This is a genomic window from Amycolatopsis sp. NPDC102522, from assembly GCF_055584485.1.
Genome location: NZ_JBVJLY010000024.1, coordinates 81,430 through 101,001, shown reverse-complemented (window position 1 = coordinate 101,001; position 19,572 = coordinate 81,430). Strand labels below are relative to the sequence as shown.

At 70.3% G+C, this 19,572-nt stretch carries 15 protein-coding genes; 5 read left to right on the top strand and 10 right to left on the bottom strand.

Going from position 1 to position 19,572, the window contains the following annotated elements; genetic code table 11:
* From ACZ6YV_RS36995 to ACZ6YV_RS36965, 7 genes are all read right to left on the bottom strand, one after another.
* Window positions 1–1,233 carry a thiolase family protein gene (locus ACZ6YV_RS36995; RefSeq protein ID WP_465514042.1) on the bottom strand — a complete coding sequence of 411 codons (1,233 nt, stop codon included), beginning with the start codon at window positions 1,231–1,233 and terminating at the stop codon, window positions 1–3.
* Between the two features lie 546 nt (window positions 1,234–1,779).
* Window positions 1,780–2,367, bottom strand: a complete 588-nt coding sequence (locus ACZ6YV_RS36990; protein ID WP_465514041.1) for a D-alanyl-D-alanine carboxypeptidase family protein — start codon at window positions 2,365–2,367, stop codon at window positions 1,780–1,782.
* A gap of 157 nt (window positions 2,368–2,524) precedes the next feature.
* Window positions 2,525–4,138, bottom strand: coding sequence for an allophanate hydrolase (locus ACZ6YV_RS36985; RefSeq protein WP_465514040.1), 1,614 nt, complete (start codon window positions 4,136–4,138; stop codon window positions 2,525–2,527).
* Window positions 4,135–7,701, bottom strand: coding sequence for an urea carboxylase (gene uca / locus ACZ6YV_RS36980; RefSeq protein WP_465514039.1), 3,567 nt, complete (start codon window positions 7,699–7,701; stop codon window positions 4,135–4,137). The genes ACZ6YV_RS36985 and uca overlap by 4 nt, the downstream gene beginning before the upstream one ends.
* Window positions 7,698–8,309, bottom strand: coding sequence for an urea amidolyase associated protein UAAP2 (locus ACZ6YV_RS36975; protein WP_465514038.1), 612 nt, complete (start codon window positions 8,307–8,309; stop codon window positions 7,698–7,700). Before ACZ6YV_RS36975 ends, uca begins: the two co-directional genes overlap by 4 nt.
* On the bottom strand, window positions 8,306–9,139 hold the full coding sequence (locus tag ACZ6YV_RS36970; RefSeq protein WP_465514037.1) for an urea amidolyase associated protein UAAP1: 834 nt from the start codon (window positions 9,137–9,139) through the stop codon (window positions 8,306–8,308). Before ACZ6YV_RS36970 ends, ACZ6YV_RS36975 begins: the two co-directional genes overlap by 4 nt.
* An 11-nt stretch (window positions 9,140–9,150) precedes the next feature.
* Entirely contained in the window at window positions 9,151–10,617 is a 1,467-nt protein-coding gene (locus tag ACZ6YV_RS36965) for an amino acid permease (RefSeq protein ID WP_465514036.1), read from the bottom strand.
* Window positions 10,618–10,795: 178 nt separating this feature from the next.
* Here ACZ6YV_RS36965 and ACZ6YV_RS36960 point away from each other — a divergent pair, with 178 nt between their 5' ends.
* Complete coding sequence (locus tag ACZ6YV_RS36960; protein WP_465514035.1) at window positions 10,796–11,452, top strand: TetR/AcrR family transcriptional regulator; 657 nt, start codon at window positions 10,796–10,798, stop codon at window positions 11,450–11,452.
* A 7-nt stretch (window positions 11,453–11,459) separates the two neighbouring features.
* Here ACZ6YV_RS36960 and ACZ6YV_RS36955 read toward each other — a convergent pair whose 3' ends face one another.
* The 3 genes from ACZ6YV_RS36955 to ACZ6YV_RS36945 form a co-directional block, all read right to left on the bottom strand.
* Window positions 11,460–12,728 (bottom strand): HRDC domain-containing protein, encoded by a 1,269-nt coding sequence (locus tag ACZ6YV_RS36955; protein WP_465514034.1) that lies wholly within the window; start codon window positions 12,726–12,728, stop codon window positions 11,460–11,462.
* Between the two features lie 68 nt (window positions 12,729–12,796).
* Window positions 12,797–13,513 carry a response regulator transcription factor gene (locus ACZ6YV_RS36950; protein ID WP_034318331.1) on the bottom strand — a complete coding sequence of 239 codons (717 nt, stop codon included), beginning with the start codon at window positions 13,511–13,513 and terminating at the stop codon, window positions 12,797–12,799.
* Between the two features lie 860 nt (window positions 13,514–14,373).
* Complete coding sequence (locus tag ACZ6YV_RS36945) at window positions 14,374–14,937, bottom strand: DUF3000 domain-containing protein (protein ID WP_465514033.1); 564 nt, start codon at window positions 14,935–14,937, stop codon at window positions 14,374–14,376.
* 88 nt (window positions 14,938–15,025) lie between these two features.
* Between ACZ6YV_RS36945 and hemE the strand changes: the two genes are divergently transcribed.
* The 4 genes from hemE to ACZ6YV_RS36925 are packed head-to-tail and all read left to right on the top strand — an operon-like array spanning window position 15,026 to window position 19,551.
* Window positions 15,026–16,099: a uroporphyrinogen decarboxylase gene (gene hemE / locus ACZ6YV_RS36940; RefSeq protein WP_465514032.1), complete on the top strand. Its 1,074-nt coding sequence runs from the start codon at window positions 15,026–15,028 to the stop codon at window positions 16,097–16,099.
* Complete coding sequence (gene hemG, locus ACZ6YV_RS36935; RefSeq protein WP_465514031.1) at window positions 16,096–17,475, top strand: protoporphyrinogen oxidase; 1,380 nt, start codon at window positions 16,096–16,098, stop codon at window positions 17,473–17,475. Before hemE ends, hemG begins: the two co-directional genes overlap by 4 nt.
* Before the next feature lie 25 nt (window positions 17,476–17,500).
* Window positions 17,501–18,193: a hydrogen peroxide-dependent heme synthase gene (gene hemQ, locus ACZ6YV_RS36930; protein ID WP_465514030.1), complete on the top strand. Its 693-nt coding sequence runs from the start codon at window positions 17,501–17,503 to the stop codon at window positions 18,191–18,193.
* Window positions 18,194–18,204: 11 nt separating this feature from the next.
* Window positions 18,205–19,551 (top strand): CoA transferase, encoded by a 1,347-nt coding sequence (locus ACZ6YV_RS36925; RefSeq protein ID WP_465514029.1) that lies wholly within the window; start codon window positions 18,205–18,207, stop codon window positions 19,549–19,551.
* The last annotated feature ends 21 nt before the right edge of the window (window positions 19,552–19,572 follow it).

Below are 19,572 nucleotides of genomic sequence, written 5' to 3'. Positions count from 1 at the left end.
TTACTTGGCCCCCTCGAAAGCCGGGTTCTCCCAGATGACGGTGCCGCCCATGCCGATGCCGATGCACATGGTGGTCAGGCCGTAGCGCACGTCGGGGCGCTCGGCGAACTGACGCGAAAGCTGCGTCATCAGCCGGACGCCGGACGACGCGAGCGGGTGACCGCAGGCGATCGCGCCACCCCACTGGTTGACGCGCGGGTCGTCGTCGGCGATGCCGAAGTGGTCGAGGAACGCGAGCACCTGGACGGCGAACGCCTCGTTGATCTCGAACAGGCCGATGTCGTCGATCGACAGGCCGGTGCGCTTGAACAGCTTCTCGGTGGCGGGGACCGGGCCGATGCCCATGACCTCCGGCTCGACCCCGGCGAACGAGTAGCCCACCAGGCGCATGCCGATCGGCAGGCCGAGTTCGCGGGCGGTGTCCTCGTCGGCGAGCAGCGCGGCGGTGGCGCCGTCGTTGAGACCGGCCGCGTTGCCCGCGGTGATCCGGCCGTGCGGGCGGAACGGCGTCTTCAGCCCGGCGAGCGTTTCGAGCGTGGTGCCCGGGCGCGGCGGCTCGTCTTCGGTCGCGAGCCCCCAGCCCAGTTCCTTGGACCGCGTGGCGACCGGGACCAGCTCGGGCCCGATCTTGCCGGTCTTCACCGCCTCGGCGTACTTCTCCTGGCTGCGCGCGGCGAAGGCATCGGTGCGCTGCCTGGTGATCGCCGGGAACCGGTCGTGCAGGTTCTCCGCGGTCTGGCCCATCACGAGCGCCGTCGGGTCGACGAGCTTGTCGGCGATGATGCGCGGGTTCGGGTCGACGCCCTCGCCCATCGGGTGGCGGCCCATGTGTTCGACGCCGCCGGCGATGGCGATGTCGTAGGCGCCGAAACCGATGCCGCTCGCGGTCGTGGTGACCGCGGTCATCGCGCCCGCGCACATGCGGTCCAGCGCGAACCCGGGCACCGACTTCGGCAGGCCCGCCAGCAGTGCGGCGGTGCGGCCGATGGTCAGGCCCTGGTCCCCGATCTGGGTGGTGGCGGCGATCGCCACCTCGTCGACGCGTTCCGGCGGCAGCTCGGGATGCCGCCGCAGCAGTTCACGGATGGCGTTGACGACGAGGTCGTCGGCACGGGTGCCGGCGTACATACCCTTTTCGCCTGCCTTGCCGAAGGGCGTTCGCACCCCTTCGACGAAGGCGACATTGCGTACCGACCGCGCGTTCGGCGCGAGCGGTGTTGCTCCTGCGGCCACGAATGCTCCTGAAGTAGAGGTAGTCCTGACCGCACCCTAGCCCCGGTTACCCGTCGGTAACCAGGATGGTGGCCCGGTCGAGTGGGGGAAGGCACACTCCCGGGTAAAGCGCGGGTCGGCCGCTTGGCCGATCCGGGGGGCGTGGAGAAGTTGCTATGTTCGAAGTGATCAGGGGGAGGGATCACGATGACTACGCCGGGGAGGGCCGTCACCCGTCGTGTGCTTCTGGGGATGGCGGTTCTCGTGCCGCTGTCCGCCTGCACTCGCGGGGCTTCGCCACCGCCGTCTGTCCCCGTGCCACCGCCACCGCCGCCTTCGCCCACCCGGCAGTTCCACGACCGGTTGCTGGCCTAGAAAGTGAGTTCGACGCCAGGCTCGCTGTATCGCGTGCCGAACTCGCGTGATTGGAGCCGGAACTCGCGTGATGGAACCCGGATCTCGCGTGATTGGAGCCGGATCTCACGTGCTTGGACGAGTTCCGCCTCCAATCACGCGAGATCGGTCTTCAAACACGCGAGATCCGTGTCCGATCACGCGAGTTGCGCTCTAGTTCCCGGTGGCGCTGGGGAGCAGGGCGGGACAGCCACCGGTGACGTAGGCCGGGTCGTACTCGAAGTGCCACTTCTCGTTGTCGTAGCGGCGGCACCAGCCGAGCGCGCCGCCGTTCTTGTCCACCCAGGAGGCCGAGTTCAGCGGCTGGATGTCGACGGCGATTCCCTTGACGTGCATGGATGTCTCCGGCTGTAACGCCCACTTCTTGGCCTGCTCCACCGAGCCGAACCGCTTGACGGCCTTGTCGAACTCCTGCTGCTGCTGGCCGCGGCTGCGCTTGCCGTCGTTCACGCACAGCTCGACGTTCTGCGCTTTGGCCTTCGCGCGTAGGGCTTTCCAGGCCTCGATCACGTCCGGGCGCATGCTGAAGGTCTCCTCGTCGACATAACGCTTGTCGACGGCGCACGTCGGTCCGGTGTCGGGGCCAGGGACCTCTTCGAGGATCGCGAGCGGCTGCCCGTTCACCTGCTTGACGGCCACGCCGGTGGCTCCCATCGCCACCATCGCGATCCCGACGAGTCCCAGCGCCACGAGCACGCTGATCGCGGTCCGGCGGTTGGGAGTCACTGTGGTGGGCACCACTCCGAAGCTACCTCGCGCCCGGCGGGCCGCCAGGGTTTGTGACCTTCTTCCCAGAATGCCGCGAGAGGCCAACCAAACCGGAAAAGGCCTGGTGAGCGCGGGGCCTCGTGAGTGGTAAGGACGGTTCTAACCATCCTTACCACTCACGAGACACAACTCAACGGCTCAAGTACCCGAGCCACCCTCCGTACCCCGTGATGTCCTCCGCCCCCTCCACCGCGAAGGGTTCACAGACGAACCCGGACACCTCGCTCCCGTCGGCCAGCCGCACCTTCCCGATCGCCAGCGGCGCGGGAATGCCCGCCACGAACGCGCCGAACCCGTCCAAAGGCAGGTCCCACACCTCGGCCGCGATCGCCGCGCCACCCGAGGCGACCCGGACGAGGCCGGGTTTGGGCGGCACGGTGTCCAGCGCGTAGAACCGGTACTCGGCCGCCGTCGGCCCCGCGGAAACGAACCGGCCGCCCCGCGACGTCAGTTCGTGGTTCAGCGGCTGCCCGCGCAGATGCGCGCCGACGACGGCGATCCGTGTCCGCTTCGGCACCAGGCGGGCGACGTCGGCGAGGATCCGGTCGGCGTTCGCGGCCCCGACCAGCATCACCCCGAACGGCAGCCCGCCGACGGTTCCGGCGGGCACGGCCAGCGACGACAGGCCCAGCAGGTTCGTCGAGTTCGTGAACCGCCCCAGCCGGGCGTTCACGCCCAGCGGGTCGGCCTCGACTTCGGCGATCGTCGGGTGTTCCGTCGTCGTGGGCAGCAGCAGGCAGTCCACAGTGGACAGAACGTTCGACGCTTCCAGCGAAAGACCGTCGAGCGTCGCGAGGTCGCTGAACACCCGATGCGCCGGGATGCCCTTGGCGCCGCTGATGATCTGCCGCACCGCCGGATCGACGGCGTCCGGATGCGCGTCGATGAACTCGCCGACCGCCGAATACCGTTCGGCCACGAAGGCGCCTTCGTACAGCAGACGCGCCGCGGCCGAGAACGCCGATATGTCGACAGTGACCAGCTCGGCACCCGCCTCGCGGAACGACTCAGCCGCGGCGGAGAACGCTTCGGCCCACCCGTCCTGAAGAGGGCCCACCTCGGAAGGCACACCGATCCGGAAGGGACGGTGCACCACCGGAAGGTCCCGGGGCTCGCTCAGGCAGGCGAACGCCGCCGTCGCCTCGTCGACCGTCCGCGCGAACACGGTCACGCAGTCGATGCTCGCGCACGCGGGCACGACACCGGTCGTCGGCAGCAGCCCCCGCGTCGGCTTCAGCCCGACGATCCCGTTGAACGCGGCAGGCACCCGGCCGGAGCCCGCGGTGTCGGTGCCCAGCGCGAGATCCGCGATCCCGAGCGCCACCGCGACCGCCGACCCCGAACTCGACCCGCCCGAAACGTACGCCGGATCGATCGCGTTCCGGACCGCGCCGTGCGGACTGCGCGTGCCGACCAGCCCGGTCGCGAACTGGTCCAGATTGGTCGTGCCCAGGATCAGCGCCCCGGCCGCGCGCAGCCGCGCCACCACGGGCGCGTCCTCATCCGGCAGGGAGCCGTACCCGGGGCAGGCCGCCGTCGTCGGCAGCCCGGCGACGTCGATGTTGCCCTTGATCGCGGCGAGCTTCCCGTACAGCGGCAGGGCTTCCCCGGCCGCGCGGCGGGCCTCCAGTTTCTCCGCGTCGGCGAGCACCTCCGCCTCGGGACGCAGGTCGATCCAGATCTCGGGCCGGTCGACCCGCGCGATCCGGTGGTACGCGGCGCGCACCCGTTCCAGCACGCTCATCCCGCGCTCCTTCCCAGTACCACCAGCGGCGTGCCGGGGGCGACCTGGTCACCGGGGGAGACGAGCACTTCGACGACCTCCCCGCTCGCGGGCGCGGGGATCCGCGCCTCGGTCTTCATCGCTTCGAGGATCACCAGCGTCTCCGCCGGATCGACCTGCTTGCCGGGTTCGACGTCCACCCGCCACACGGTCGCGGCGAACGGCGCCTCGACGACGTGCCCGCCGGGCGGGGCCTCGACCTTCGTGGTCGGGACCTTCGCCCCGGCCGGTTCCGGGCGCGGGTCGAATTCGCCCGCGGCCGCCCAGGCCTGGCGTTCCGCTTCGAACGCCGAGCTCTGCTTCGCCCGGAACGTGGCGATGTCGGCGGCGTTGTCGGCCAGGAACCGCTCGTGGTCGGCCAGCGCGAACTCGCCGTCGGTGATGTCGAGTTCCAGTTCCCCCGCGGAACTCTGTGCCCGCAGGTCCAGCAGTTCCTCGGCGGTCACCGGGTACCACGAGATCCGGTCGAAGAACCGCAGCAGCCACGGCGAACCCGGTTCGAAGGATCCGCGTTGCCGCCAGCCGCTCCACACCTGCACGGTCCGCCCGACGAACTGGTAGCCGCCGGGGCCTTCCATCCCGTAGACGCACAGGTACGAACCGCCGATGCCGACCGAGTTCTCCGCGGTCCACGTGCGCGCCGGGTTGTACTTCGTGGTGACCAGCCGGTGCCGCGGGTCCAGGGGCGTGGCCACCGGCGCGCCGAGGTAGACGTCGCCGAGGCCGAGCACCAGGTACTCCGCGTCGAACACCGTGCGATAGACGTCGTCCACACTGGACAGACCATTCACGCGCCGGATGAACTCGATGTTCCACGGGCACCACGGCGCGTCGTCGCGCACGCCCGCCATGTACCGCTCGATCGCCTCGCGCGTCGCCGGGTCGTCCCACGACAACGGCATCCGCACGGTCCGGCTCGGCACCACGAGATCGCCGGTGCGCGGCAGATCGTGCTCCACCTCCTGGACGAGGCCGAGCAGTTTCGGGACCGGCAGCACGTCCGGGTCGACATGGACCTGCAGCGAGCGGATGCCCGGCGTCAGGTCGACGACGCCGTCGAGGCCTTCCGCGCCCAGCCTGTCGGCCAGGGCGTGGACCCGCATCCGCAGGGCCAGGTCGAGTTTCATCGGCCCGTACTCGATCAGCAGGTTGTCGTCGCCGCTGCGCCGGTAGGTGACCTCGGGGTTCTCGTCCGATGTGGACAGACGGCCGAGGATACCGCCGTCGTCGATCGGCTTCCGCGTCGCCTTGACGGCCGCGCTCGGCGAGACACGCAGGGACCCGGCGTGCTCGGTGGTGATCGGCACGAACCGCACGGTGTCACCCGGCCGCAACTGGCCGAGCTTCCACCGCTGCCCGGTCACCACGGTCGCCGGGCAGACGAAGCCGCCGAGGCTCGGCCCGTCCGGGCCCAGCAGGATCGGCAGGTCGCCGGTGTAGTCCACGGCGCCGATCGCGTACGGCGTGTCGTGGATGTTCGACGGGTGCAGGCCCGCCTCGCCACCGTCTTCCCGCGCCCATCGCGGCCGGGGCCCGACGAGCCGGACGCCGGTCCGCGCGGAGTTGAAGTGCACCTCCCAGTCGGTGGCGTAGAACGTTTCGACGTCGTCCGGGGTGAAGAACTCCGGCGCGGCGTGCGGTCCCTCGGACGCGCCGATCTCCCAGTGCGTCGTGAACACCGGCCGCTCGGCTTCGGCGACCTGTCCGACGATCTCGTCCTCGGGTTCCGGCCCGGGGGAGAGGACGTCACCGGTCGCCAGCGCGCGACCGCCGTGCCCGCCGAAGCCGCCGAGCGTGAACGTCGCCGCGCTGCCCAGGAAGTCCGGCACGTCGATCCCGCCGCGGACGAGGACGTACGCGCGGAGTCCGGCGGTGCCGGTGCCCACGTCGAGCACACCGCCGGCGGGGACTTCGACCGGCGTCCACTGTGGAACGTCGTGGCCGTCGACGGTTACCGGAGACGGCGATCCCGTGACGCAAACGATTGCGTCTTCGGTGAACCGCAGCGAGACACCGTCCACAGTGCACTCCAGGCCGGGAGCGCCTTCGGGATTGCCCAGCGCGCGGTTGCCCAGGCGCAGCGACAGATCGTCCATCGGCCCGTTCGGCGGGACACCCACGTGCCAGAATCCCAGCCGCCCCGGCCAGTCCTGGACGGTGGTCATCGTGCCGCCCCGCAGGACCTCGATCCGCGGTTCGGGATCGGTGATCGTGTCGAGCGTCGCGGTGTCGTGCGTGACGTCGTGCAGCCGCCGATCCGCGGTGACAGCGCGCAGCTGCCCGAGGTTCGTGCGCACCCCGTCCACCCGGCTTTTGCCGAGCGCGGCGCCCAGCGTGGCCAGTGCTTCGGCGCGGTCGGCGCCGACGGTGATCACCTTGGCGAGCAAGGGGTCGTAATGCGTGGTCACCTTCGCACCGGCTTCGACCCAGGTGTCGACCCTGACACCTTCGGGGAAGTCGGCGCGGGTCAGCAGCCCCGCGCTCGGCCGGTGCCCGGCGGCCGGATCCTCGGCGTAGACCCGGGCCTCGACGGCGTGCCCTTGCGGCTCCGGCGTGGTGGCGAACATCCCGGTGTCGCCATCGGCGAGCCGGAGCATCCACGCCACGAGGTCGATGCGGTAGACCGCCTCGGTGACCGGATGCTCGACCTGGAGCCGGGTGTTCACTTCGAGGAACGCGGCCTCTTCGCGAACCGGGTCGTAGATGAACTCGACCGTCCCGGCCGACCGATAGCGCACCGAGGCGCAGAGGTCGACCGCCGCCGAGACCAGTTTCTCGCGCACCACGTCGGGAAGTCCCGGGGCGGGGCATTCTTCGAGCACCTTCTGGTTGCGCCGCTGCAGCGTGCAGTCCCGCGTGCCCAGCGCCAGCACCTCACCCGCGCCGTCGCCGAACACCTGGACCTCGACGTGCCGCGCGTGGGTCACGAGCCGTTCGAGGAACACGCCCGAGGTCGAGAAGCTCTTGGCGGCGATGCTCTGCACCGCGTCCCAGGCGTCGCGGAGTTCTTCGGCGGACGCGCAGGCGCGCATGCCGATCCCGCCGCCACCGCCGGTGGCCTTGAGCATCACCGGGTAGCCGATCCCGGCGGCCGCGACTTCGGCGTCCGCGAGGGTGTCCAGGAGCCCGGTACCCGGCAGCAGCGGGACACCGGCCTCGACGGCCTTCTCCCGTGCGGTGTGCTTGCTGCCGAAGACGTCGAGGTGGTCCGCGGCGGGACCGGCGAACCGGATCCCGGCCGTTTCCGCCGCCCTGGCGAAAGCGGCGTCCTCGGACAGGAACCCGTAGCCGGGATGGATCGTGTCCGCCCCGGTCTTCAGCGCCGCTTCGATGATCGCGTCGGCGAGGAGGTAGCTCTCCCTCGCCGGCGCGGGACCGAGCCGGACGGCTTCGTCGGCAAGCCGTACGTGCGCGGCCGTGCGGTCGGCGTCGGAATAGACGGCGACCGTCGGAATGCCCATCTCCTGTGCGGTCCGGATGATCCGGACCGCGATTTCCCCCCGGTTGGCGACGAGCAGTTTCACACGTCACCGCCGGTGACGACCATGCGGACGGCTGTCGGGTCGAAACCGTTGCACGGGTTGTTGATCTGCGGGCAGTTCGACACCAGCACCAGGACGTCGGTCTCGGCGCGCAGCTTGACCTCCATGCCGGGCGCGGAGATGCCGTCGACGATGCCGAGCGTGCCGTCCTGTTCGACCGGCACGTTCATGTACCAGTTGACGTTGCTGACCAGGTCCTGTTTGCCGAGCCCCCATTTCGCGCCCTCGGTCAGGAAGTTCTCGACGCAGGCGTGCTGGTACCGCGTGTGCTGGCCGTAGCGGAGGCTGTTCGATTCCTTGCTGCAGGCGCCGCCGATCGTGTCGTGCCGCCCGCAGGTGTCCGCGACGACGGTCAGCAGCGGGGCGCCCTCGCCAGTGCGCAGCACGCTGCCGGTGGTGAGGAAGATGTTGCGCTGCGCGGAGATCGTGGCGGCCGCGCTGTATCTCTTCGCCGTGTCGGCGGCGTCGTAGCAGAGGAAGTCGACGGCCTGGTTGCCGCCGAGGTCGATGATCGCCAGAGTCTCACCCTCGCGCAGCACGGTGGAGTACGGCGCCCGCGCGGCCACTTCGGTATCGGAGATGATGGTCATGCCAGGCCCCTAGCGGTGAGGTAGTCGGCGGTGTTCTCGAACGCGCGCTGCGCCTCCGGTGACGCTGTCCACTCAGGACTGTCCGGGGTGGACGGTGTGCTCCGCTGGGCGAAGACGCGCAGCGGGGTCGCCGTGTAGTCCGGACGCGGGTCGAGCGGATGCGCCACGTTGGCGATCAGTACGACGACCGGGAGTTCGGTGCGCAGGACCACGGACTTGCCGGGGCCCGCCGAACCGGTGAACGTCAGCCCGCCGTCGGCCTCCACGTGGACACCCTGGAAGAAGGACAGGCTCGGGGGCAGGTCACGCGGGGTGAGGCCGTGTTTCGCCGCGGCGAGGGTGAACAGCGCGTTCCCGGAAGGCGAGCCGCCCTGCGGGCTGCCGTCGCCGTAGCGCTCGACGTTCGCGTCCACAGTGGACGTTCCGCAGAGGGCGTCGTGCTTGCCGCTCTCGTCGGTGACGACGGTGGCGAGAACCCGGGCCTGGTCGGAAAGCAGTGCGATCGATTCGCCGAGATAGGCGTTCCACTGGACTTTCACCGTGTCCGCGACGTTCAGCCGCTCCCACGGCTGGTCGGCGTTGAACAGCAGCAGATGCGCGCAGGCGTCGCCCTCGACGTCGGTCAGCCGCAGTTCGGTGCCGCGGGCGAGGACCTTGTGGGTATAGCCGCCGCCGGCGACGGTCTCGGCCCACACCAGCTTCGCCGGGTCGATCCCGGACGGCGGATCCGGCCAGGTGGACGCGGGGATGGCGGGCATCGCTTCGGTCACCGTGCCCGCTTGGGCGCGGGCGTGGTCGCGTGCGCCGTACGTGGTCGATGTCGTGCTCATGGAACCTTCCTTCAGGTCGCGGGGACGGGAACCGTGGTGAGCGCGGAGCGGCGGCGCCAGCAGAGATAGCCGGTGAGCAGCGCGGCGCCGACGAACTCGATCGGGAACAACAGGACCCAGACGGAGCCGGTGCCCGCCAGGTCGTAGATGTCGGCTCGTGGCCAGGCGATGTTGACGATCATCATCGCGCCGTACCCTACTGCCGCCACGTTGACCGGAATAGCCCATCGACCCAGGGAGAAATGGCCCGGTTCGGCGGTGAAACGGCCTTGACGCCGCCGGATCAGCAGCGGTCCGGTCACCAGGAGGTAGGCGAGGTAGACCACGACCACCGAAGTGCCGGTGATGGTGCTGAAAATGGTCGGATTGCCGAGATTGAGCAGGAGCAGCCCGATCGCGAGCAGACCGGACAACACCGCGGGCGCGATCGGCGTTCCGGTGCGGGCGTTGACCGCGGAAAGGCGTTTGGCGCCGGGAAGCGCGCCGTCGCGGGCCATCGCGTAGATCAGCCGGACCGTGCCGGTCTGGATGGTCAGCGTGCAGACGACGACCGCGATCGCCACGTCGGCGAGGAACACCCGGCCGAGTGTGTCACCGAAGACGGCCGTGATCACATACGGCAGGCCTTTCCCGGCCAGCTGCCCGTCGGTCAGGCTCGGGGCGGCCATCAGGGCGGTGATGACGACGGCGAGCCCTCCGACCCCGGAGACCAGCAGCGCGCGGAGCACGGCACGCGGTGCGGTGCGGCGCGCGTTCTTGGTCTCTTCGGCGACGGAAGCGGCCGTGTCGAAGCCGTACAGGACGTACGCGGCCATCAGCGCCGAAGCGAGGACGCCACCGACTCCGGGGCTTTCTGCCGCGGGCTGGAGCACGACCTGCGGACCGCGGACCGCGAACAGCGCGAGACCGATGACCAGCACGAGGACGCCGACGAGTTCGGCGGCGACCCCGATGTCGTTGATCCGTGCCATGAGCCGTACCCCGCCCGCGTTGATCGCGGTGGTGACGACGATCAGCAGGGTGCCGAGCAGGACGGCGTTGCTGGCGCCGGTCGGCGACGTGATCGCCGGATCCCCGCCGACGAGCTGGAAGCCGCTCCAGACCGAGGGGAGGACGACCTGCAACGCGATCGCCGCCCCCGCGAGTGCGACGACGCAACCCACCAGCATCATCCAGCCGGCGAGCCACCCCGCGAATCCGGGGGAGAGGTGTTTCGCCCACTGGTAAACCGATCCTGCCAGCGGGAATCGGGCGGCGAGTTCGGCGAAGTTGAGCGCGACGAGCAATTGCCCGGCGATCACCAGCGGCCATGTCCAGAAGAAGAGGGTGTCGCCGAAGGAATAGCCGAAGGCGAACAGCTGAAAGACCGTGGTCAGGATGGAAACGAAGGAGAAACCGGCGGCGAAGGCGGAGAAACCGCCCAGCGTCCGGCGTAGTTCTTGGCGGTACCCGAAGGCGGAAAGGTCTTCGGAGGGCATTTGCTGGGGCTCCTGTCTGAAGGGCCGAATTTCGATCGGTTGACCGAAATTAAGCGCGTGCGGGATCCTTCCGATCTCCGCCCGGTAAGCGCGGTGTTAAGAGATACCGGATTCGGTAACCTGGGCCGACCACCGGACGTAACAAAGATCTTCGCGGAGAAATGGCAGGATCGGATAGATGACAAAAACGACCGGGGTGGGCAGGCCGAGAGCCAGCGGCGCCGCGGCGAGCAAGCGGGAAGCGCGGCTCGCCGTATTGGACGCCGCGGGGGAGCTGTTCACCGGCGCCGGATACGCGGCGACGACCACCCGAGCCATCGCCGAACGCGCCGGGCTGCGCCAGGCGTCGCTCTACTACCACTTTCCGTCCAAAGAGGACATTCTCGCGGCGCTGCTGGAGGACACCGTCCGGCCGTCGCTGGATGTCGCGGGCGGGCTGTCGGCCCAGCTGGCGCCGGTCGGCGCGCGGCTGTGGGCGCTGGCCTACGCGGACATCCACCTGCTCGGCAGCGCGCGGCACAACCTCGGCGCGCTGTACCTGCTGCCGGAGATCTCCTCGCCGAGGCTGGCGCGGTTCCGGGCCGAGCGGGCGGAGCTCAAACGCGTCTATGGCTCCCTCGTCGCGGCGGCGGGCGTCCCGGGCGACCTCATCGGCATCCGGACCGACCTCGTGTTCGGGCTCGTCGAGAGCATCGCGATCGTCCGGCGTGACCAGCCGGAGCTGGACGTCGAGGCGCACGCCGTCGAAGGTGCCGACAGCGTGCTGAGGCTCGCCGGGCTCGGGGAACCGGACGCCGCGCTGCGCGACTCGGCGCGGGCGTTACTGGACGACTGAAACCGGCTCAGGTGGCCGCGGTGGCGTGGAGCGCTTTGCTCAGCGCCGCCACGGTCAGTTCGACCTGCCACGGCCGGGCCCCGGCGTCGCCGAGAACAGTGGCGACGGCGTCTTCGCTCAGGTCTGTGGGCGGACGCCAGCAGGTGCGGCGCACCAGTTCCGGCAGCAGCAGGTTCTCCACCGGCAGCCGACGGTCCTCCGCGATGGCGGCCAGCGCCGCGCGGGCGGCCGCGAGCCGGGCGGCGGCGTCGGGGTCCTTGTCCGACCAGCGGTTCACCGGCGGCGGGCCGTCGGTCTGCTGCGCGGGGGTGGGCAGTTCCTCGGCGGGGAGCGCGCGGGCGGCCTGCAGATGCCGCAGCCAGCTCGCGGTGTACTTGCGCTGGACCCGGCCGCTGAACACCGGCAGCGCCTGCAGCTGCTCGACGGTCTTCGGGTCCACGGTGACGGCGTTGATGATCGCGCTGTCGGGCAGGATCCGGCTCGGCGCGCGGTCGCGTTTGCGGGCGAGTTCGTCCCGCGCCTGCCACAGTTCGCGTACGGCGGCGAGGCCGCGGGCACTCCGGATCTTGTGCACCCCGGACGTCCGGCGCCACGGCTCGGCCCGCGGGGCGGGCGGCGGCGCGGTGCGGACGGCCTCGAATTCCTGCTGGGCCCATTCGAGCTTGCCCTGGGCGGCCAAGTCGGCTTCGAGCTTCTCGCGCAGTTCGATGAGCAGCTCGACGTCGAGGGCGGCGTAGTTCAGCCAGTCGACGGGAAGCGGGCGCTTCGACCAGTCGGCGGCGCTGTGCCCCTTCTCCAGCTGGTAGCCGAGGAGGAGTTCGACGAGGGTGCCGAGGGCGACGCGTTCGTACCCGGCGAGCCGTCCGGCGAGTTCGGTGTCGAACAGGCTCTTCGGGTGCAGGTCGAGTTCGGCGAGGCACGGCAGGTCCTGAGAGGCCGCGTGCAACACCCATTCGGCGTCGTTGAGAACTTCCGCGAGGGGCGCGAGCTGCCCTTCGAGCGGAATGGGGTCGATAAGGAAGGAGCCGGCGCCTTCGCGGCGCAACTGCACCAAGTAGGCCTTCGGCCAGTATCGGTAGCCGGAGGCCCGTTCGGTGTCCACGGCGATGGCCCCGCTGCCGCCTGCGATCTTCACACAGGCTTCGGCGAGGGCTGTCGCGTCGGCGATCACCGGCGGAGTGCCCTCTGCGGGCTCGCGCAGCAAAACCGCTCCACCGGTGTCATCAGTGCCGGTGTCGGGGTCTGCCTGTGAATCTCCGGGTCGGTCGCCTTCCATAGGTGAAGACCCTACGGGACGAGCGGGCCGCGCCTGGTCCGCCCGCCCCGCAGGGCAGTTCGCCTTTGTCAGCGGATCACGCCGGCACGCATGGCCAGCGCAACCATCTGAGCCCGGTCACCCGTGCCGAGCTTGCGCCCGATGCGGGAGAGGTGGGATTTCACGGTGAGAGCGGAGAGGCTGAGTTCCTCGCCGATCTCCTTGTTGCTCTGGCCGTCGGCGACGAGTTGCAGCACCTCGACCTCGCGCGCGGAAAGCTCGCGCGGGGTGTTGTCGGTGCCGGCGACTCGGGTGCCGGTGGCCAGGACCGGTGCGACGCTCGGGTCCGCGTAGACGCCGCCCTCGAGCACCCTGCGGACGCCGTCGGTCACTACGACCGGCGATGCCGACTTGAGCAGGTATGCCTGGGCGCCGGCCTGGAACGCCGACCTGACCGCGTACGGGTCGTCTGATGAAGCGAGCACCACGACACGAGGCCAGCCATGGCTACGGAGTTCCGTAACCAGCTCGATGCCGCTGCCATCCGGCAGTCCGAGATCGAGGATCGCCAGATCACAAGGCCCAGTGGCCTGTGCTCGCGCCCTCGCCTCGGCCACCGTGGCGGCCTCGTGGACGGTGCCCGCACCCATCTGTGCGAGTCTTGCTGAGATTGCCTCCCTCAACAGTGGGTGGTCATCGACCACCAACACGGAAAAAAGCTCTTCCCGCGGGTGCGGAACCATGCTCGCCGGCAATGAACCGGCTGGCGTGGATCGGACGGCCTGAGAAATGCCGACGGTAGCCACGTCACTACCTCCCTGGAGTCGGTCGTGCCCCCCGACCGGCACCGGGACTTTCGGCCGTTTAGCCGCGCCAGCTTTAGACCGAAAGTGGTGTCGTCGATGGCACTGTAGCCGTCCTGGGGCCTTCACGGGGGGATCGAATGGGTATCTATCTCAAACGAGTAGTTACTCAGGGAGTTCGTTGTAACACGATCGGGCTAGTACACAGCCGGTGGCTAACAGATCGCCGAAAGAACACGATGCACTGGGGTTACCGGGGTCCATCCGACTGTGCAGATGGGTCGTGCACCTGCCGGTGCCTCTGCTCGGGAGCCTGGGAAAAGGCTACGCCGGAGGCCGGAATCTGCCTCCGGCATGGGGCTTGATCAACTTCGCGGAGGGTCATGATCGCTTCGCTGGGTGATCGTCGCGGTAACGCTCCGGAGGCGTCGCGAGGGGTTCGCGAGGGTGTTCCCGGTCGACTTGATCTTGTTGCGGACAGTGACAGTGCGCGTAGCACGAACGGGGTGGTCCAGACCTCTGAGCGCTCGGCTCCGCGCTGGTCGGCGCCGGTCTAGTCCATCTGGCCCTGAAGCGCCCTTCGGTGGCGTACGGACGCCCTGAGAGCCTCGCGAATGGGGTAAGCGAAGGCGCTCTCGACCGCTTCGCGGATCCTTCGCAAGTACATGAAGGCCCCCTTGCTTGCGCTAGGCGCAATGAAGGGGGCCTTCATGTACTTCGGCCGTCGATCCGGCGCGGGAGCAAGGGACCTTTAGTATCGGCAGGATCCCTAGCGGCGCTAGATGGCCGGAAATCGCAGAATAACCCGAATGCTATGTCTCGATTGGTGGGATTCCGGCGTGTCGGGACGGATCAGCGGCGCTTCAGGAGGACTGGCGCTGCTCGAAGAGGGTCACGCCGACCGGCGGCAGCCCCACGACGCTCGCCATCACCTGACAGAAGGCCTGCCCGTGCGCCCGCAGCGCGGCGTCCGTCGGCGTCCAGGACGCCCGCAGCTCCAGATCATCGGTGCGGGAGGGGCCGGAGATGTCGCCGAAGCGGGCCGACGACGTCTCGGTGACCGTGCCGCCCAGCGCCGTCCACTCCGCGCCGGAGCTTTCCAGCGCGTCGGTCAGCCAAGACCAGCCCACCGCGGGAAGGAAGGGGTCGGTCGCCAGTTCCCTGTCGAGTTCCGCGCGGACGTACATGACCAGCCGCAGGACCCCGTCCCAGCCTTCCTGGCCGTCCGGATCGTGCAGCAGCACCAGCCGCCCCGACGCCAGTACGTCCGCCGGCCCTTCCACTTCGCAGCTCACCGCGTAGGACCACGGCGCCAGGCGCTGCGGCGGGCGCATCGTCTCCAGCTGCACTTCGGGACGGGGCCGGACCGATTGCAACGCCGCGACGGCTTCACGGAAGAGATCGGGTACTGACGTCATCGCGGTCACCAACCGACTGTAAGACGCGATAGTCCGGTTCGGGGCGCAGACGCGCCGAGAGTAAGGGCTTGGAGCGCCCATGGCACCATGAACCGTGATGTCTCCTTCACCTGCTTCTCCCGCGCAGACCGTCCCCGCGGCCCGTCGTGTCCTGCCCGGCGCGCCGTTCCTGGCCGCCGCGCGCGGCGAACGCCCGGCCCGCACTCCCGTGTGGTTCATGCGCCAGGCCGGGCGGTCGCTGCCCGAGTACCGAGCGCTGCGCGAGGGCACCTCGATGTTCGAAGCGTGCTTCGACCCCGAGATGCTCGCCGAGATCACGCTCCAGCCGATCCGTCGCCACGGCGTCGACGCGGCCATCCTCTTCAGTGACATCGTCGTCCCGCTCAAGGCGGCGGGCCTCGACATCGACATCGTCGCGGGCACCGGCCCGGTGGTCGCCGAGCCGATCCGCGACGCCGCGGGCGTGCGCGCGCTGCCGGTGCTGGACCCGGAGCAGGTGGAACAGGTCGCCGACGGGGTCCGGCTGCTGGTCGGGTCGCTGGGCGAGACGCCGCTGATCGGCTTCGCGGGCGCGCCGTTCACCCTGGCCTCCTATCTCATCGAGGGCGGGCCGAGCCGCAACCACGAGCACACCAAGGCGCTCATGCACTCCGAGCCGGCGCTGTGGCACGAGCTGGCGGGGCGCCTGGCGGATATGGCGATCACCTTCCTGTCCGCGCAGCTGGACGCCGGAGCCGACGCGATCCAGCTGTTCGACTCGTGGGCGGGCGCGCTCTCGGAGCGGGACTACCGCGAGTTCGTCCTGCCGCATTCGGCGAAGGTGCTGGACGCGGTCGCGGGCTACGGCGTGCCGCGGATCCACTTCGGCGTCGGCACCGGCGAGCTGCTGGTGGCCATGCGCGACGCGGGCGCGGACGTGGTCGGCGTCGACTGGCGCATCCCGCTCGACGAGGCCGTCCGTCGGCTCGGCGGCGGGGTCGTCCAGGGCAACCTCGACCCGGCGCTGCTGCACGCGTCCTGGCCGGTGCTCGAAGCGGAGGTCCGGCGGATCCTCGCGGAGGGCCGCGCGGCCGACGGCCACATCTTCAACCTCGGCCACGGGGTGCTGCCCGGCGTCGACCCGGACGTCCTGACGCGCGTGGTCGGGCTGGTGCACGAGATCCAGCCGTGAAGACGGTCGCCGTCGTCGGCGGCGGTATCTCCGGACTGACCGCCGCCTACCGTCTGCGGACGCTGCTCGGCGAGGACGCGCGGATCGTCGTCTTCGAGGCGACGGACTCCCTCGGCGGGAAACTCCGCACGATCGAACTCGCCGGTGAGCGCTACGACGTCGGCGCCGAGGCCTTCCTCGCCCGCCGTCCCGAGGCGCTCGCCCTGGTCCGCGAGGTCGGGCTGGGCGAAAGCCTCGTCCACCCCACCAAGGCCCGCGCGAAGATCCACGCCGGCGGCTCCGTGCTCGGCCTGCCGCCGGGCACGGTCATGGGTGTTCCCGCCTCGGCCGACGCGATCGCCGGGGTGCTGTCGGAGAAGGGCCGCGCCCTGGTCGAGGCCGAGTCGTCGCTGCCGCCGGTGGATCTGCCCGCCGGTGACGTGCCGCTCGGCCCGCTGCTGCGCGAGCGCTTCGGCGACGAACTCGTGGACAGGCTCGTCGACCCGCTGCTGGGCGGGGTCTACGCCGGGGGAGCGGACGGGCTCGGGCTGCGCGCGACGATGCCCGGTCTCGCGTCCGCGGTGGACCGCGGCGCGCGTTCGCTCACCGAAGGCGCCGCTTCGCTCATGCCCGCCTCCCCGAGCACGGCGCCGGTCTTCGGCACCCTGCTGGGCGGCCTCGGCACGCTGATCCACCGGCTCGCGGAGCTGTCACGCGCCGAGATCCGGACCGGGACCACGGTGACGGCGCTCGAGCGCACCGCCACCGGCTGGAAGGTCGAGGACCTCGACGCCGACTCCGTCCTGCTCGCCGTCCCGGCGCCTTCCGCACGACGGCTGCTGGACGGCGTCGCGGGCGTGGCGTCGTCGGCGTTCGCGGAGGTCGAACTCGCGTCGATGGCGGTGGTCGCGCTCGCGCTCCCGCCGGGGACCGCACTGCCGGAGTCGTCCGGCGTGCTGATCGGCGCGGGCGAACAGGACGCGGCCGGGAAGCCGTTCGCCGCCAAGGCGTTCACCTTCTCCTCCCGCAAGTGGGCCCAGTACGGCGAAGGCCCGGTGCTGGTGCGCGGCTCTGTCGGCCGCTTCGGCGAACCGGGCGCGCTGCACGCGGACGACGACGAACTCGTGCGCGTGGTCCGCGACGATCTCGCCCGGCTGACCGGCGTCACCACCGCCCCGATCGAGACGCTGGTGACCCGGTGGGGCGGCGGGCTCCCGCAGTACGGCACCGGTCACCTCGAACTCGTCGAGCGCATCGAGCGCGCTGTCGCGGACGTCGGAGGGCTCGCCGTGGCGGGCGCGACGCTGCACGGCGTCGGGCTTCCCGCCTGCATCGCCACCGCCGGCGCGGCCGCCCGCCGCATCGCCGGGATCACACCGACCCACGAGGGCTCCTGAGCACCGGCAGTGCCAAGATGGCGGTATGGCGCGGCTGAACTACAACGAGCTCAATGACAGCATCCGTTACACCGCCTGGTCGGTCTTCCGGGTCGAGCAGGGCAAGCTCGGCGAGGACCGCGAGAAGGTGACCGCGGAGACCACCGAATACCTCGACGCGCTGGAGGCCAAGGGCGTCGTCGTCCGCGGTCTCTACGACCTTTCGGGACTGCGGGCCGACGCCGACTACATGGTCTGGTGGCACGCCGAGGAGATCGAGCAGGTCCAGGCGGCCTACAGCGGTTTCCGGCACACCCCGCTCGGCCGCGCCTCGGTTCCGGTGTGGAGCCAGGTCGCGCTGCACCGCCCGGCGGAGTTCAACAAGAGCCACATCCCGGCGTTCCTCGCCGGTGAAGAGGCCCGCAAGTTCATCTGCGTCTATCCGTTCGTGCGCTCCTACGAGTGGTACCTGCTGCCGGACGACGAGCGCCGCAAGATGCTCGCCGACCACGGCAAGGAGGCCCGCGACTACCCGGACGTCCGCGCCAACACGGTCGCGTCGTTCGCGCTGGGCGACTACGAGTGGATCCTGGCCTTCGAGGCCGACGAACTGCACCGCATCGTCGACCTGATGCGCCACCTGCGCGGAACTGAGGCCCGCCTCCACGTGCGCGAGGAGATCCCGTTCTACACCGGGACCAAGGTGGAACCCGCCGAGTTGATCGCCCTGCTGCCCTAGTGAAAGCCTCAGTGGACACCCGCGTCTGGACCACGCTCACCGGTGACAAGCTCGCCGAAGACGCCGTCGAGGTCACCGGGCCCGAGTCCGTGCTGCCCGGGACCTTCCGGGTCGAAGAGGCCGCGACGACGAGTATCGCCGCGGCGACGCTGGCCGCCGGGGAACTGCTGCGGCTGCGGGGGATCGAGCCCGGCAAGGTCTCGGTCGACACTCGGCACGCCGCGGCGTCGTTCCACAGCGAGCGGTACATCCGCGTCGACGGGGAGCCGGTGCCGTTCAGCGCGCCGTTGTCCGGCGACTACCGCGCGAACGACGGCTGGGTGCGGCTGCACTGCAACTACCCGCGCCACGTCTCCGCCGTGTGCTGGGGCTTGGGCGTGCCCGCGACCCGTGCGGCGTTCGAGAAGGTCGTCGCGGCCAAGTCGAAGTTCGAGGTCGAGTCGGCGGTGATCGGCGCCGGCGGCGCGGCCGCGGTGCTGCGCAGCCGCGAGGAATGGCTGGTACACAAGCAAGGACAGGCCTCCGGCGCGCTGCCGGTCGCCGAGATCCGCTCGCTCGGGCCGTCGGAGCCCGTGCGGCTGTTCGAATCCGACCGGCCGCTGGGCGGGGTGCGGATCCTGGACCTGACCCACGTCATCGCCGGGCCGGTCGCGGGCCGTGTGCTCGCCGCGCACGGTGCCACCGTCATGCACATCGGGGCGGAGCGGTTGCCGACGGTGCCGCCGCTGGCCGTCGACACCGGAATGGGCAAGCTCTCGGCGTACGTCGACCTGGAGTCCGAGGCCGGGCGTTCGCGGCTGCGCAAGCTGATCGCCCGCGCCGATGTCGTACTGCAGGGCTTCCGGCCGGGATCGCTGACGGCCAAGGGATTCTCGCCCGAGGCGATCGCCGAGCTCCGGCCGGGGATCGTGATCGCGGACCTGTCCGCCTACGGCTGGGAAGGCCCGTGGGCGCGCAGGCGCGGGTTCGACAGCCTGGTGCAGATGGCGTCCGGGATCGCCGACGAAGGTGGCAAGACCGCCGGGCTCGACGGTCCGGGACCGCTTCCGGTGCAGGCGCTCGACCACGCGACCGGCTGGCTCACCGCGGCGGCGATCATGACGGCCCTCCGCCGGGCGGCCACCGAAGGCGGCAGTCAGCATGTCCGCACGTCGCTCGCCGGGACAGGGGAGTGGCTGAACTCCTTGGGGCGCAAGGAATCCGGTCCCGACGGCTTCGACGGCGCCGACTTCTTGGAGGACGCCGACAGTCCGCTCGGACGGCTGACCCGGGTCAAGATGGCGGGCACACTGCCGGGCTCGGATCCCTTCTGGGTGGAGGGGACGCGCGTACCCGGGAGCGACCGCGCGGTCTGGTAGCCGCTTCATCGGATTTTCATC